Raw genomic sequence first — 14,300 nt, forward strand, 5'->3', positions numbered from 1 at the left:
GCCGGGGCCCTGCTACATGTACACGCACCGGAAGGGAAACCTAATGGGTGTGTTATCGTCTCGCCGAGCGCTTGCACAGGGCGAGCGCCGTGATCGACAGCAGCGGCAGTCGAGACTCACGCACCGATAGGTGGGGTCTTGCACACGCCAATGCGTCGGAAGGGAAGACACCCATGTCTCGCAAGGTGATGTACGTGTCGGTGAACGATTCCTATGACGAGGGTGGCTCCATGGCCGACCTCGTCTGGGCCGCGTACGGAGACTGGCCACGAACGCTCTCGTCCGCTCAGGAGGTCGAGGTCGTCGTGGCCGTGAAGAAGAAGTGCGCTGTCGGCGCGTGGTCGGTGCTCGATGCCTTCCGGACCGACAGCACGTACACGACGCCGGGAGGAGAACGGCCGCGCATCGCGTTCGCGTTCGGAGAGGCCATCCCGCTCGAGCCCGCGCTCCACGAGGTGCCCCGCGAGTTCCGGCGCGGCTGCGCCATCGCCGAGCGCGCGTGACCGGCTGAACAGACGACCAGGACCACGCGGTCTCGCGTGGTCCTGGTCGTCTGTTCTACCGAACGAGTTCCGAAAGCTTGCAGAGAGTCACTAGGCCTCCTGGGCGACTTTCTCCCGGGCGATCAGCGCGTACATCCTCGACCGGCTCATGCCGACCGCGTTGGCGATCTCCTGGCCGGTCAGCTCGGTCGTGTCGAACAGGCGCATGGCCCGGGCGACCTGCTCGGGGGTGTGGGTCGGCTTGCGCCCGCCGACCCGCTCGCCGCGGCGGCGCTTGGCGTCCAGGGCGGACTTGGTCCTCTCGGCGATGAGGTCGCGCTCCATCTGTGCCACGCCGGCCACGACGGTGAAGATCAGCTTGCCGGCCGGGGTCGAGGTGTCGATGCCGAGGTTCAGGATGCGCAGGCCGACGCCGCGGTCCTCGAGGTCCTGCAGCAGGGCCGAGAGCTGGCTGGTCGACCTCCCGAGGCGGGACAGCTCCACGACGGACAGGCGGTCGCCCGGGCGCAGCTGGCCGCCGTCGGCCGAGATGAGCTCCTCCCACTTCGGGCGCTTCGCCCCGTGCTTGCCCGAGGCCTTCTCCTCGACCACGCGGTCGCACCCGGCGGCCGTCAGCTCGTCGACCTGCCGGCGCAGGTCCTGCTTCTCGCTGCTGACCCTCGCGTACCCGACGTCCATGCCGGCACCGTCCTATATCTCGAACCCTTCAGAAGGAAGATTACCGGACATAGTTACAGGACACAATCGGGCGTCGAGAGCCCAGCGGGCGCGCGGGCCGACGGCGCGACGCGGGGTGTACCGACTTCCGACCGGTTGCAGGACAGGGTCGATAGGCTCACATCGTGCCGAGACCTCCGAAGTGGCAGGCGACCCTGGAAGCCAGCGTCGACGAGGCGTGCCTCGCGGTGCGCCTCTACAACGACCCGGCCGAGACCCGGGCCTTCGAGAGCTTCGTCATTCACATGCACCTCGCCTGGCTGTACCTGCTCCACGCCGAGTTCATGCGCGACGGGGTCGACTACCGCTATTGGGAGACGAAGCACCCGCCCCGACTTCAGAAGGTCGACGGGGAGCCCAAGCTCTGGGAGCTCGAGAGGTCGGTGAAGGAGCGGTGGCCCTCCACGACCGACCCCGTGCGGGCGAACCTCGAGCTGTTCATCAAGCTCCGCAACCGGTTGGAGCACCGCCACGCCAACGCGGACCAAGCGCTGATGCTGACGCTCTCAGGGCACGCCCACGCGCTGCTGGTCAACTACGAGACCGAGCTGACCTCCCAGTTCGGGGACGACCGCTCACTGGCGCTCCGGCTGAGGATCCCGCTCTTCGTCGGAACGTTCACCACCGAGGGGGAACAGGCCCTCCGGCGGTTCCGCAAGAGGCTGCCCACGAACCTCCGGGGTTTCGTGACCGACTACGAGTCGGGGCTTTCTGATGAGGTGGTCGACGATCCGAGGTACGAGTTCAGGCTGCGGGCCACCATTGAGCTGGCCAAGAAGGACCCCGAGGCGGTGGCCATCCAGTTCACCCGGTTCGACGAGCTGACGGACGACCAGAAGGCCGCGGTCGAGGAGATGGGCCGGCAGGGCCAGGTCATCGAGAAGAACCGCTTGCAGCCGGTCTCCGGCCTGGGCAGGCTCATGCCACAGCCAGCCATGGAGGCCGTGGCCAGGGCCGTCCCGTTCGTCTTCAACCAGAACCACTTCACGGCCGCGTGGCAGAGGAAGAGGGTCCGCCCGCCGAACGGGGCCGCCGACCCGTTCAGGACCAACCCCGACTTCTGCGAGTACGACCAGCCCACCGGGAGCTACCGGTACACCGAGAAGTTCGTGAAGTACCTCGTCTCCAAGTGCAGCACCGAGAAGGGATTCAAGGAGGCCACCGGACGGGACCCGGAGCCGAAGGGCGACCGAGCATGAGGCCGGCCACCAGTCGTTCAAGACCGGCACCGGCGCTTGGATGTCCGTCCCGATCTTCACGATGGGCTCATGACCATCGTGATCGAAGCTCCCGACCCGTGGCTCACCCGACGAGACGTCGGCTGGGCAGAACCGCTGCCGACGCCGTGCCCATCGTGCGGCGGCACTAAGGTTCAGGTCGGCTGGCACACGTGCCTGTGCGGCGGTGGGCCGCTCTCCGGAGGTCACAGGACGTGGCAGTGCTCCACGTGCTGGGAGCTGCGGATGATCGGGTGCAGGGCAAGCTCTCAGTGATCCGCTACCGATGCGGCTTCATGTCCTGGATTACGATCTCAAACTGAAGTCGTAGCTGCTGATCTTCTGCAGCAACCCGAGGAGGTTCTCAACATCTGCATCGAGCAGTGATTTCTTTTGCGCCTTGGTCTTCTTGTTCATGCCCAAGATCGTCTTGATAACGACTTCAGGATCCGCCTTGTCTCCGTCCTTGTGGGCCTTCAGGAAGGTCATCCAATCCTTGGCGGGGATACCGAGGATGGAGTGTGTGAGCGCCTCGTCGATGAACCCGTCCATCAATGGATGGCACCGCGGCAGCCGACCGAAGTTGTCCCCGGTCTCATGATTGTCCGGGGAGGCCGAGACCTCGTCGGCCTTGCTCGGATAGGTGACTGCACTCGCTGGAGACGTCACACCTCGGGGCTCGTCAGGGTTCTTCGGCTTGCGCACGAACTCCCACCAATGATCGCGCCATTCGGCCGCATAGCGCGCCTGCTCCACCCATGGCGTGATCACTTGGGCCGTTCCGGCCACAGCATTGTTGAGGTACCACGGAACGACACAGACCAGGTCCCACGGTTCGCATGCCGCCGGGGCCACTTTGTACCGAAGCGACGGCTCGCCCTCTTTCGCCAGAAGGAACCATCCTTTCAGCTCAATACCTATGGCGACCTCTGTGCCCGTCGGCGTCCGACGTTGAAGACGGACGTCTGGGAACGCCTGTGATGAACGCACAAATGCATAGTCTGTCCACTCGCGGTGAGGGTCCCATACGGTGCGCAACCCGTTGAGCGCCTCTACGACCTGTCCCTCGATGGCTGCCCCGAGCAACGTATTGAGGTTATGCAAGTCGGTAGCGTCTATTCCGCCCATACTGTTGTCGAACTCGAAGTACGCCGGCAGGGCCATCAGAGCGGCTTCGACGCCCTCGTTCAGGGCCTTCTTCTCGAGAGGGAAGGTCGACGGGTCGAGCCGCGTGGGTTCGGGTGGAGCTGAAGTGTTCGTCATGATCGGCACCTTACCGACCGTTTACGCCGTCTGGGTCAGATCCGTGGGCTCGGCCAGCTCTGAGCGCAACCGTTCGGCGGCGGCGGCGGCCACTGCAGGCATGATCTCAGCCGTGTAGCACTCGCGTCCGAGTCGGTTCGCGGCGACCCCCGTGGTGGCCAGACCAGCGAAGGGGTCCCACACCACATCGCCGGGATCACTGCTGACTTCGAGCAGGAGCTCGGTGATCGAGAGCGGCTTCTGGTTCGTGTGGACGATCTTGCCGTTGTGCTTGATCCGCTCGGCACCCCTGATGGCCGGGGTCGACCACACGTTCGTGACCGCATGCCGGTGGTTCCACTTCGTACGCATCTTTGACCACTGCTCAGCCGTCAGCGGAGTCGCGCCGTCGAGCGAGAAATAGGGGCGCTTGGTCAGCCGGCCGTGGGCGCGGGCATACTGCGCGAGCTTCTCCATCATGTCCGCCGGCGGGAAGTACCACAGGTGGTCCTGCGTGAAGTACTTGCGGGTGGCCGCGTTCTTCACGCCGCACGCCTCATTGGTCTTGTAGAGCGGGAGCCCGGACCGGAGCCACTCGGCGCGGAGCCACTCCTTCATCCTCAGCACGGTGCCGTCTTCCCCTTCGAACGTGGCGCGGCGGCTGTAGCGCGCGCAGACCTCGGTGACGACGGGGAAGCCGCGGATCGTGCGGGAGTTGACGTTGCCGGCGACGTGGGAGATGCCCTTGTCCCAGATCTGCAGGCCCTCGTAGTCCCATCCCGCGAGCTCAAGGGCCGGGTGCACCGTGGCCCACCCGATCTCCGTGCCCCAGAACCAGAGCGTCGTCTCGGGCGTGGAGGCTTCCGCCCACGCCGCGGCGTGCGGGGCGTACCACTCGGCCAGCCCGTCGACCGTCGCGGCGTCGCCGGGGAATCCCGAGACGCCGTACGGGCCGTCCACGTGGATGGCGGTCGGTGTCGGCCACCCCTTGTAGAAGTCGGTCGCCGAGCCGCAGGCGAGTTCCGTGGAGCCGATGCGCTCGGACGTGCCCGGTCGGGGATGCTGCACGGGGCTGGAGACGGTCCTGGTCACGCCGCCCACCGTATTGCCCCTGTCTGACAAAAGGGCCGGGGCGCGTCGAGCTGGGATGGATCGCATGGTCACAGTGTACAGGTAGGTGCACTTGAATAGGTAGTGGATTACACATAACTCACCAAGTCGTTGTACGCTTGCAGTATGAGAGCCACCGAGCGCACTGAGAGAAAGCTGTCCGCGCTCCAGAACGCCGAGATGCTCGCGGACCAGCTCCAGAGGAACGAGCGCGAGCACTCTGACCTCCTCGAGCGACGTGGGGAGACGTGCCGCGCATTGAAGCGCACCGGCGTCTCCGTCGTCGACATCATGGAGGTGTTCGGGCTCAGTCGTAGCCGTGTTCAGCAGATCCTCCGGGACTAACGAACCTGCACCAAGTCTTCCTGCAGTCCCCTCAGAAGCCCCTCCGATAGGCTCAGGCCGCTATGAGTCGTTCATCATCCCCGTCCGTCCATCTGCTCTTCAAGGAGGTCCCCTCGGCCTCCCCGACGGTCTTCGGCCCCCTCCGCCCGCTGATCGGCGTCGTGGCCACGGAGGACGAGGCCGCTGCTGCCGAGGCGGCCAATCCCGGCCTCGGCGTGTCCTGGGAGACGTTCCCCGTGCGCGGGGCCGCGGGCGGGAGCGCGCCGGAGAGGGTCTGGGCGGTCGTGACCTCCTCCTGCGAGGACCCCGGCGACGACCCGGACGTCCAGGCGGTGTTCGCCTCGGCGGACGGGGCGCTCTCCTCGCCCGAGGGCCAGGCCGACGGGTCCGCGGTCTGGGAGCTGGAGGTCGGAGCGGTGGATCCCGGCGGGAGGCCGTGGAGGGCGCTCTGAGGGGCCGGCCCCGCGCAGGACGGTCGGGGCTCACCGGTTCCTGGCGCGGCTACGGTTCGTCGGACCTGAACTCCAGGACCCAGCCGTCGACGCCGTCCCTTTCCACGGGCGGCAGGCCCAGGAGCACGCGGACGTCCTCGGGCAGGATCCCGAGGGCGTCGGAGACCTCGTCCACCGTGGCACCGGCATCGTGGAGCTCGGCGGCCCTGCGGCGGAGCCCCGCCGCCCTGGCGTCCCAGTCGCCCTCGCGGTCGGCGGCCCCGTTCTCTTCCACGGGGACAGCGTAGGGCCCTCGACGTCCAGGAGGAGGCCCGGAGAAGCCGCCGGTATTCCTGACCCGCGCCGACGTCGGCTGCGATGATGGCCCCATGGTCGGCGAGCTCTTCACCATCTCCCCCGTCAACGTGGCCAGGGCCGCCGTCCGCGCCGCCGGGCCCCGTCTCGACGACCCGATGACGCCGCTGCCGGTGGGCAGCCACGACCCGCACGGCTTCTACCGGGTCTACGTCGAGGTCTGCGGCCGCGAGGTCGCGGTGGACGACGGGGCCGTCAGGGCCTGCCTGGCGGGCGAACTCGACGCCGACGACCTGGTGGCCCAGGTGGCCGACGCGATCGTCTCAGCGGCCCTGTGCGGGCCGCGGAGGGCATAGGCTCGCCCTTCGGGCCGTCGGCGGTGCTGACCACCGAGCCCGGCCCACGGCATGGCCTCTCGGACCCATCATCTACCCACCACATTCAGCGGTTGCCACCCGAAGACGTTGGTAGGCGATTGTGCCCCTGACCTGCTGGGCGCGAAGCCAGCAGTACCCGCTGAAGGAGCGTGGAGGGGCGCACTCTTACTCGAAAGGTCACCGGATCGACGCCGGTCGGAGCCACCACCAGAGGCCCTCACGCGCACGCGTGAGGGCCTCTTCTCATGCGCTCCCGCCGGCGCAGCTCGACGCCTCGCGCGCGTGCTGGAATGGCCGGGTGACCCATTTCTACCGCCCGTCCGAGGGGCACAGGCTTCCCCATGACCCGTTCAACGCCATCGTGGCGCCGCGGCCCATCGGGTGGATCGCCACCGTCGACGCGCACGGCGGGAGGAACCTCGCGCCGTACTCGTTCTTCAACGCCCTGAACTACCGGCCTCCGCTGGTCGGCTTCTCCAGCAACGGCTGGAAGGACACCGTGGCCAACTGCGAGGCGACCGGGGAGTTCACCTGGAACCTGATCTCGCGTGCGCAGGCCGAGCAGATGAACGCCACGTCGACCACCGCCGAGGTCGACGAGTTCGACGTCGCGGGCATCGTCACCGCCCCCTCGATCGAGGTCGGTGCCCCACGAGTTGCCGCCTCACCCGTGAGCTTCGAGTGCAGGGTCACGCAGATCATCGACCTGCGGACCTCGGCCGGCGGCCCCTCGGGCTCGTGGTTCACCGTGGGCGAGGTCGTGGGCGTGCATCTGGAGGAGTCCGTCCTGATGGACGGCGTCTTCGACACGGTCGCGGCCGACCCGGTGCTGCGCGGCGGCGGGCCCACGGCGTACTTCGGCATCGATCGTGCGCAGCGGTTCGACATGCGCCGGCCGGACTGAGCGGGCGCCCGGACGGCCCCTGCCCTCAGATGCCGTCCTCGTCGCGTCCGCGCCGCTCGACGACGTCCTCGAGCTCCTTCTCGGTCTCGTCCTCGAGGTCGATGTCGAGGTCCAGCGAGGTGGGGCCGCTCTCGTCCTCGGGCTCGTCCCAGTTCGAGAGGTTCGAGAGGTCCGCGTGCTCGTGGGCGCCGCCCACCACGTTCTCGGGGAAGCGCTCGGGGTGCTCCTCCTCCCCCAGGTGTGGGCCCTGGGTCTCGTCGACGAAGCCGTCCTCGTCGTCGTCCTCGTCGAACGTCGCCGCGAGGCGCGGGGTGAGCTCGTCGATCGTGTAGGCGCTGCCGGAGACGAAGCCGCGGCGGAACGCGGCCCGCCCCACCATCGTGCTCGAGACCGTCACGGTGGCCATCTGCGCGAGCATCACCAGCAGCATCGAACCGGCGATCGTCCAGCTCCCGGCGATCAGAGCCGTCCCGGCGAGGACGAGCAGCAGGCCGACGGTCTGGGGCTTGGAGACAGCGTGCATGCGTCGCAGCACGTCGCTGAAGCGCTCGAGGCCGATCGAGGCGACCAGGGCGAACAGCGCGCCGTGCGCGATGAGCACCAGTCCGATCACGTCCATCGCGCTCATCGCTCCTCACCCCCGGAGGCGCCGCTGCCGTCGGCTCCCTGGGCCCCCGGCCCGGGCTCCTCGGCGTCGTCGTCGGCCTCGTGCACGTCGAGGCCGGAGGAGTGGGACCCGGCGGCCGGGCCCGGCAGCCGCGGCGCCGCGCCTCCCGCGACGGCGTGAGGGCCGACGGGATGCGCGGCAGAGCGCGGACCCGGGCCGTCGTCGGTGAACGGAGCACGGGCCACCGGGGCCTCGTCGGCCTCCTCGCCGCCCGCGTCCGCACCGGGCTCCGCCGCGACGCGCTCCGCGGCTTCCGGCTGCGCCCCGGCACCCGCGGCGTCGACCGCCTCCTCGACGGCGCCCTCGGCGTCCGTGCCCTCAGCGTCAGCGGCCTCCGCGCTGGGCGGGTCCGAGGAGAGCGTGTCCGACTGCAGCGCGTCGGGATCCTCCGGCGGACTGGCCACACCCGACCTGACCCGGTCGCGGGAGACGAAGCGGGCGACCGCGAGCGTGCCGACGAAGGCGAGCGCGGTGAGCCCGAGCATCGGCGCCACCCCGTAGCTCGTCCCCGTCGCCGCCGTGTACAGGGCCATCCCCGCGACCACCAGGACGATGAGCATGTCCGAGGCGACGGCCCGGTCCAGGATCGTCGGGCCGACGATCATCCGATGCACGGCCGGCAGGGCGGCGAGCGCGAGGACCCCCGCGATCACCATCAGCACCACATCGAGCGCGTCCGCGTTCCCGGCGATCATCGCAGCCCCGCCCCCTCGAGCACCTCGCCCCGGGCGAGCGCCCGCAGCAGACGCAGCTCCTGGCGCCGGGCCCGCTCGCGCGCCTGCTCTGCGCCCTCCTCGTCCCCCACGCCGATGACGTGCAGGAACAGGGTCCCCGTGGCGCGCTGCGCCTCGACGACGACGGACCCGGGGATCAGCGTGGACAGCGCCGCGGTGAAGGTGAGGAACAGGTCGGAGCGGGAGGCGAGCTCCACGGCGATCACGGCGGTGGGCGGCTCCGGGCCGGGCCGCACCGCCCACCAGGCGATCTGCACCGCCGAGACGGTCATGTCCCACAGGAACCGCGCCACCAGCCACACGAAGGCGAGCGGGCGCACCGTCACCTCGCGCGCCATCGACGGCAGCGGGAAGAGCACGTAGACGAGCACCGCGACGACCAGGCCGCCCAGCACGTCGGACGCCGAGAAGCCGCCCCACAGCAGGCACCAGAACACGGTCGCGACCAGCAGGCCCAGCCAGCGGCTCGGCAGCTCGCGCAGCATCCCCCTCATCGCTCCTCCACCCGCGTGCCGTCGTCGCCGATGCGCCAGGCGAGCTGGTCGGCCGCGTCGTCGCCGAGCACCGCGCTCACGTAGGGGCTGCGGTCCAGCACCGAGCGGGCCGCCTCGTCGGCGAAGTGCATGAGCGGTCCGGCGAGCACGGTCAGCAGCAGCGAGACCACGACAAGGGCCCCGGTCGCGCCGTACATGAGGGCGGGCACACTCTCGCCGTCCCGCTCGATGTCCGCGCCCTGCGGCGCCTTCTGCCAGAACGCGCGGTTCCAGATCTTCGCGATCGCGTACAGCGTGAGCAGGCTCGTCACCACGCTGATCACGACCAGGATCCACGAGGCCGTGTTGCCGCGCGCGATGCCTGCCTCCACGAGACCCACCTTGCCCAGGAAGCCGGAGAAGGGCGGGATGCCCGAGAGGTTCATCGCGGGCACGAAGAAGATGATCGCGAGCAGCGGTGCGGCCTTCGCAAGACCTCCCAGGCGCCCCAGGTTCGTGGTGCCGGCGCGGTGCTCGATGAGCCCGGCGGCCAGGAACAGCGTCGACTGCACGGTGATGTGGTGGGCGACGTAGTAGATGGTCGAGGCGATCGCGAGGCGGGTGGTGACGCCGATGCCGAAGAGCATGAAGCCCATGTGCGAGACCAGGGTGAAGGACAGCACGCGCTTGAGGTCTGTCTGCGCGACCGCGCCCAGGATCCCGATCACGAGGCTCGCCCCGGCGGCCGCGAGCAGCAGGGTCTCCAGCTGCGAGGCCGGGAACAGCAGGGTCTCCAGGCGGATGATCGCGTAGATGCCGACCTTCGTGAGCAGTCCCGCGAACACGGCCGTGACCGGTGCGGGCGCCGTCGGGTACGAGTCGGGCAACCACGCGCTCAGCGGGAAGATCGCGGCCTTGATCGCGAAGGCGACCAGCAGCATCAGCTCGAGCCCCATGCGCGTGGAGTCCGGCAGCTGGTCCAGGCGCACGGCCAGCTCGGCCAGGTTCACCGTGCCCACCGCCGCGTACACCGCGGCGATGCCGGCCAGGAAGATCACCGAGCTCAGCAGCGAGACGATCACGTAGGTGGTCGCGGCGCGGATGCGGCTCGCGGACCCGCCCAGGGTGAGCAGCACGTAGCTCGCGGCCAGCAGGATCTCGAAGCTCACGTAGAGGTTGAACAGGTCCCCCGCGAGGAACGCGTTGGAGACGCCGGCGACCAGCACCAGGTAGGTCGGATGGTAGATCGCGACAGGGGTGCGCTCGGTGTTCTCGCTGACGGACTGCGCGCTCGAGTACACGAGCACGGCGAGGGTGACGATGCTCGAGACCACGAGCATGAGGGCCGTCAGCCGGTCGGCGACCAGCACGATCCCCAGGCGCGGGGTCCAGCTCGCGATCTGCAGCACGAGCGTGCCGTCGACGGTGACGCGGTAGCCGATGGCGAGGGCGACCGCGAGGATCGCGACCAGGGTCGTCGTGGAGACCGCGCGCTGCAGCACGGCGTGGTGGCGCAGGATCAGGGTGAACGCGGCGCCGCCGAGCGGCAGCACCACGGGCAGGGCGAGGAGCAGGGCGACGCTCATGCGCGGTCCTCCTGATCCTCGGTCGGGTGCTGGGGCGGGTCCTCGGGCTGGTCTTCGGGCTGGTCCTCGGCCTCGTCGGCCTCCGTGTAGTCCTGCGGCACGTCCTGATCGCCCGTGAGGTCCTCTCCCAGCGGGTTCTCCTCCTCCTCGGGGGCGCGCAGCCCCTGGGACGCCTGGAGGGCGCCGCGCCGGGCGTCCTCGTCGAGGGCGTCGGCCCAGCCCACCTCGATGCCCTGCCCGGTGCGGGCGCGGGAGCGGCGCAGCACGCGGCGGTCCTCGACGTCGTCGGGCACCTCGTCGTGGCCGAACAGCTGCCAGGCCCGGTAGGCCAGCGCCATCACGAACGCGGTCACCCCCAGGGTGATGACGATCGCCGTGAGCACCATCGCGAAGGGCAGCGGATCGGTCATCCGCTCCGGGTCGTCGGACCCCTCGAAGGGCGGCGAGCCCCACGGCCCCGCGGCGAGGATGAACAGGAGGTTCACCCCGTTGCCGAGCAGCACGAAGCCCAGGATGATGCGGGTCAGGGTGCGCTCGAGCACGAGATAGACGCCGCAGGCGATGAGGACACCGGCGGTGAGGACGAGGGCGAGGCTCACGGTCATCCGTCCTCGGCCTCCTGATGGAGATCGATCTGGGAGCCCAGGCTGCGCAGGATGTCGAGGACCACCCCGATCACCACGAGGTACACCCCGATGTCGAACAGCAGCGCCGTGGGCAGGTGCACCTCGCCGAGCACGGGCACGTGGAGCACGGGCGTCGCGGTGGAGAACACGCTGCCGCCGAAGGCGACGGGCACGACCCCGGCGAGCACGGCCGTCGCCATGCCGACGCCCAGCACGAGGCCCGCCTGGACGGGCGCCGCCTCGGAGAGCTCGTAGCGGCCGCCCGCGATGTAGCGGAGGGTCAGCGCGATGCCCGCGACCAGCCCGCCCGCGAAGCCGCCGCCGGGATGGTTGTGGCCGGCCATCAGCAGGTACACCGAGAACATCATCATCAGCGGGAACGACAGCCGGGTCACGACCTCGAGGACCACCATGCGCCGCTGCGGGGCCAGGGTGCGCCCTGCCGAGAGCCACGTGCGCCAGCGGTTGCCGGCCACGTCCTCGGGCCGGGCGTCGAACTCCAGGAGGTTGCGCGGCAGCTCGCCGTCGATCCGCCGGTTCCAGATGGTGCGGCCGGTGCGCAGGCTGCTCACCCGGGAGATCGCCTGCTCGCGGCGGGTCACGAAGATCAGGGAGGCGACGCCGGTGGCGACCACGAGCAGCACGGAGATCTCGCCGAAGGTGTCCCACACGCGGGCGTCCACGAGGGTCACGTTGACGACGTTGTGGCCGCCCCCGATGGTGTACGCGGCCTCGATGAGGTCCTTGCCCAGCGGCGACTGCGTGCGCGCGGCCGCCGCGTAGACCGCGACGCCGCACATGGCGGCGGCGGTGCCGATCGCGATCGCCCAGCGCACCCAGCGGTCCAGGTCCAGCGGCCGGCGCGAGAAGTACACGGGCAGCCGGCGCAGCGCGAGCACGAGCACGACCGTCATCATCGTCTCCACGAGCACCTGGGTCATCGCGACGTCCGGGGCGCCGGCGAGCAGGAAGTACAGGGCCACCACGTAACCGGTGACGGTGATGAGGAAGACCGCGCGCAGGCGCCGGCGGGCCCTGGCCGCGCCGATCGCGGCGACGGCCGCGACCACGAGCAGCAGCACCTCGACGGGCGTCACGAAGGGCACGAGGTTGTCCGGCAGCGGGTTCTGCCAGATCAGGATCGGCGCGGCGAGGGCGATGGTCACCACGAGCATCGTGCCCAGGGTGAACGGGAGCGAGCCCCTCTGGTAGAGCGGGGTGACGAGGATGGCGAGGCCGTCGACCGCGCGCATGATCGCGCGGAAGCCGCGCTCGGCATCGAGCAGCACCCCGACCCGGCCGTCGGTCCAGCGCTGCGGGGACACCGCGCGCTGGAGGCGCTCGAGCGGGCGGGCGAGCACGGCGAGCACGGCGCCCAGCCCGAGGGCGAGACCGCTGAGCGCGAGCGGCACGCCCAGGTGCGGGAGCATCGTGAGGTGCACTGCCCCGTGCTCCGCGCGCTCCCCCAGCGCGGGGACCGTCTCGGAGAAGCCGCGCAGGACCTCCTCGAACGGGTGGCTCGCGAACGGCAGAGCGAGGCTCGCGGCGACGATGACCGCCGGCGGCGCCCAGAACCCCCAGGGGATCCGCACGGCCCGCACGGGCGGCGCGCCGCCGGCGCGGCCGAAGGCGCCGACGACGAAGCGCCACGAGTAGGCGACGGTGAGGATCGACCCGACGACCAGGGCGATCAGCAGCACGCGCTGCCCCGTCCCGCCCTCCCAGAGCGCGGTGAAGATGGCCTCCTTGGCGACGAAGCCCAGCAGCGGCGGGACCGCCGCCATGGAGGCGGCGGAGAGCACGCCGATCGCCGCGACCACGGGCGCGACCCGCCACACCCCCGAGAGCATGCGGAGGTCGCGGGTGCCGAACTTCTTGTCGATGATGCCGACGACCATGAACAGCGGGGCCTTGAAGGCGGCGTGGGCGACGAGCATCGCGGTCGCGGCGAGGGCAGCATCGGGGGTGGCGATGCCGGCGACGGCCATCAGGAAGCCGAGCTGGGAGACGGTCCCGTAGGCCAGCAGCAGCTTGATGTCGGTCTGGCGCAGGGCGCGCCATCCGCCCAGCAGCATCGTCGCCGCGCCGAGCACCGCGATCACCGTCCCCACGGAGGGGACGTGCGCGATCGCGGGGTCCAGCCGCAGCACCATGTAGACGCCCGCCTTCACCATCGCCGCCGCGTGCAGATAGGCGGAGACGGGCGTGGGGGCCGCCATCGCCCCGGGCAGCCAGAAGTGCGTGGGGAGCAGCGCGGACTTGCTCGCGGCGCCCGCGGTGATCAGCAGCAGGGCGGTCACGAGGAAGGCATCGGGAGCGCGCCACATGGGGTCCTCGACGATCCCCGCGAGGCTCAGGGTGCCCGCGCGCTCGCCGAGCATCAGCAGGCCGACGAACATCGCGAGCCCGCCGGCGGTCGTCGAGATCAGCGCGTTGATCGCGGCGCGGCGCGAGGCCTGCTTCTCGGCGTAGTGGCCGATGAGCAGGTAGGAGAAGATCGTGGTGAGCTCCCAGAAGACGAACATCACCATGACGTCGTCGGCCAGGACCAGCCCCACCATCGCCCCGGCGAAGGCGGTGAGCACGCCCGCGAAGCGCCCCAGCCCCGGCTCGGTGTCCTTGAAGTAGCGGGCGCAGTAGAGCAGCACGAGGGTGCCGACCCCGGTGGCCAGCAGCGCCATCACCCAGCTGAGCGTGTCGAGCCGGAAGGTCAGGGAGATCCCGAGCTGCGGGATCCAGGGGACCGACTCGACGCGGGGCTCCTCGGCGAGCTGCGCCGGGGACATGCTCGCGAGCCAGACCGCGCTGAGCGCGGGGACCACGGCGAGCGGATAGAACGCGTTGCGCCCGATCGCGCGCACCGCAACCGGGCCCAGGAGGGCGGCTGCGAGGTGGGCGACGAGCACAAGGAGCACACGCTCTCCGTCCGTGGTGGGGGCGGGGGATCATGAACATTTTATCTGTTCGCCCTGGGGCGCCGCTGGGCCTTGGGATGTCGGGCATCCCGCACCGATCCGCAGACGGATCGGGAATACGGCGCGGCGCGCCCCCTA

Annotated in this window: 16 protein-coding genes; 6 read left to right on the top strand and 10 right to left on the bottom strand. The window is 70.0% G+C overall.

Translation table 11 applies throughout. The features are described from left to right. Window positions 1-230: 230 nt before the first annotated feature. Window positions 231-503, top strand: coding sequence for a hypothetical protein (locus tag ACFQ53_RS01800; protein ID WP_377854503.1), 273 nt, complete (start codon window positions 231-233; stop codon window positions 501-503). A 90-nt stretch (window positions 504-593) separates the two neighbouring features. Here the strand turns inward: ACFQ53_RS01800 and ACFQ53_RS01805 are convergent, their stop codons facing one another. Further along, window positions 594-1,181, bottom strand: coding sequence for a recombinase family protein (locus ACFQ53_RS01805; protein ID WP_377854506.1), 588 nt, complete (start codon window positions 1,179-1,181; stop codon window positions 594-596). Between the two features lie 164 nt (window positions 1,182-1,345). On the opposite strand from ACFQ53_RS01805, the gene ACFQ53_RS01810 reads away from it, so the two are divergent. Further along, window positions 1,346-2,419, top strand: a complete 1,074-nt coding sequence (locus ACFQ53_RS01810) for a DUF3644 domain-containing protein (RefSeq protein WP_377854509.1) — start codon at window positions 1,346-1,348, stop codon at window positions 2,417-2,419. A gap of 324 nt (window positions 2,420-2,743) precedes the next feature. Here the strand turns inward: ACFQ53_RS01810 and ACFQ53_RS01815 are convergent, their stop codons facing one another. Continuing rightward, window positions 2,744-3,700 carry a hypothetical protein gene (locus ACFQ53_RS01815; protein WP_377854512.1) on the bottom strand — a complete coding sequence of 319 codons (957 nt, stop codon included), beginning with the start codon at window positions 3,698-3,700 and terminating at the stop codon, window positions 2,744-2,746. A 21-nt stretch (window positions 3,701-3,721) separates the two neighbouring features. After that, on the bottom strand, window positions 3,722-4,771 hold the full coding sequence (locus ACFQ53_RS01820) for a DNA methyltransferase (RefSeq protein WP_377854515.1): 1,050 nt from the start codon (window positions 4,769-4,771) through the stop codon (window positions 3,722-3,724). 144 nt (window positions 4,772-4,915) lie between these two features. Between ACFQ53_RS01820 and ACFQ53_RS01825 the strand changes: the two genes are divergently transcribed. Together ACFQ53_RS01825 and ACFQ53_RS01830 are read left to right on the top strand one after the other, a co-directional pair. Next, window positions 4,916-5,134, top strand: coding sequence for a hypothetical protein (locus ACFQ53_RS01825; protein WP_377854518.1), 219 nt, complete (start codon window positions 4,916-4,918; stop codon window positions 5,132-5,134). A gap of 62 nt (window positions 5,135-5,196) precedes the next feature. Then, window positions 5,197-5,586, top strand: a complete 390-nt coding sequence (locus tag ACFQ53_RS01830) for a hypothetical protein (RefSeq protein WP_377854521.1) — start codon at window positions 5,197-5,199, stop codon at window positions 5,584-5,586. A gap of 49 nt (window positions 5,587-5,635) precedes the next feature. On the opposite strand, the gene ACFQ53_RS01835 is transcribed toward ACFQ53_RS01830, so the two are convergent. Next, on the bottom strand, window positions 5,636-5,860 hold the full coding sequence (locus ACFQ53_RS01835) for a hypothetical protein (protein WP_377854524.1): 225 nt from the start codon (window positions 5,858-5,860) through the stop codon (window positions 5,636-5,638). 94 nt (window positions 5,861-5,954) lie between these two features. Between ACFQ53_RS01835 and ACFQ53_RS01840 the strand changes: the two genes are divergently transcribed. Together ACFQ53_RS01840 and ACFQ53_RS01845 are read left to right on the top strand one after the other, a co-directional pair. Then, complete coding sequence (locus ACFQ53_RS01840) at window positions 5,955-6,236, top strand: hypothetical protein (RefSeq protein WP_377854527.1); 282 nt, start codon at window positions 5,955-5,957, stop codon at window positions 6,234-6,236. Between the two features lie 319 nt (window positions 6,237-6,555). Next, complete coding sequence (locus ACFQ53_RS01845; protein WP_377854530.1) at window positions 6,556-7,161, top strand: flavin reductase family protein; 606 nt, start codon at window positions 6,556-6,558, stop codon at window positions 7,159-7,161. A gap of 25 nt (window positions 7,162-7,186) precedes the next feature. Here the strand turns inward: ACFQ53_RS01845 and ACFQ53_RS01850 are convergent, their stop codons facing one another. The 6 genes from ACFQ53_RS01850 to ACFQ53_RS01875 are packed head-to-tail and all read right to left on the bottom strand — an operon-like array spanning window position 7,187 to window position 14,162. Beyond that, window positions 7,187-7,789, bottom strand: coding sequence for a cation:proton antiporter (locus ACFQ53_RS01850; RefSeq protein WP_377854532.1), 603 nt, complete (start codon window positions 7,787-7,789; stop codon window positions 7,187-7,189). After that, window positions 7,786-8,523: a monovalent cation/H+ antiporter complex subunit F gene (locus ACFQ53_RS01855; protein ID WP_377854535.1), complete on the bottom strand. Its 738-nt coding sequence runs from the start codon at window positions 8,521-8,523 to the stop codon at window positions 7,786-7,788. Before ACFQ53_RS01855 ends, ACFQ53_RS01850 begins: the two co-directional genes overlap by 4 nt. Continuing rightward, complete coding sequence (locus ACFQ53_RS01860) at window positions 8,520-9,056, bottom strand: Na+/H+ antiporter subunit E (RefSeq protein WP_249480937.1); 537 nt, start codon at window positions 9,054-9,056, stop codon at window positions 8,520-8,522. Before ACFQ53_RS01860 ends, ACFQ53_RS01855 begins: the two co-directional genes overlap by 4 nt. Next, window positions 9,053-10,621, bottom strand: coding sequence for a Na+/H+ antiporter subunit D (locus ACFQ53_RS01865; RefSeq protein WP_249480938.1), 1,569 nt, complete (start codon window positions 10,619-10,621; stop codon window positions 9,053-9,055). Before ACFQ53_RS01865 ends, ACFQ53_RS01860 begins: the two co-directional genes overlap by 4 nt. Then, entirely contained in the window at window positions 10,618-11,226 is a 609-nt protein-coding gene (locus ACFQ53_RS01870; protein ID WP_377854540.1) for a Na(+)/H(+) antiporter subunit C, read from the bottom strand. The genes ACFQ53_RS01865 and ACFQ53_RS01870 overlap by 4 nt, the downstream gene beginning before the upstream one ends. Then, window positions 11,223-14,162, bottom strand: coding sequence for a Na+/H+ antiporter subunit A (locus ACFQ53_RS01875; RefSeq protein WP_377854543.1), 2,940 nt, complete (start codon window positions 14,160-14,162; stop codon window positions 11,223-11,225). Before ACFQ53_RS01875 ends, ACFQ53_RS01870 begins: the two co-directional genes overlap by 4 nt. Window positions 14,163-14,300 lie beyond the last annotated feature (138 nt).

Origin of the sequence: Brachybacterium sp. NPDC056505, assembly GCF_042794925.1 — a bacterium.
GTDB classification, from domain to species: Bacteria; Actinomycetota; Actinomycetes; order Actinomycetales; family Dermabacteraceae; genus Brachybacterium; species Brachybacterium kimchii.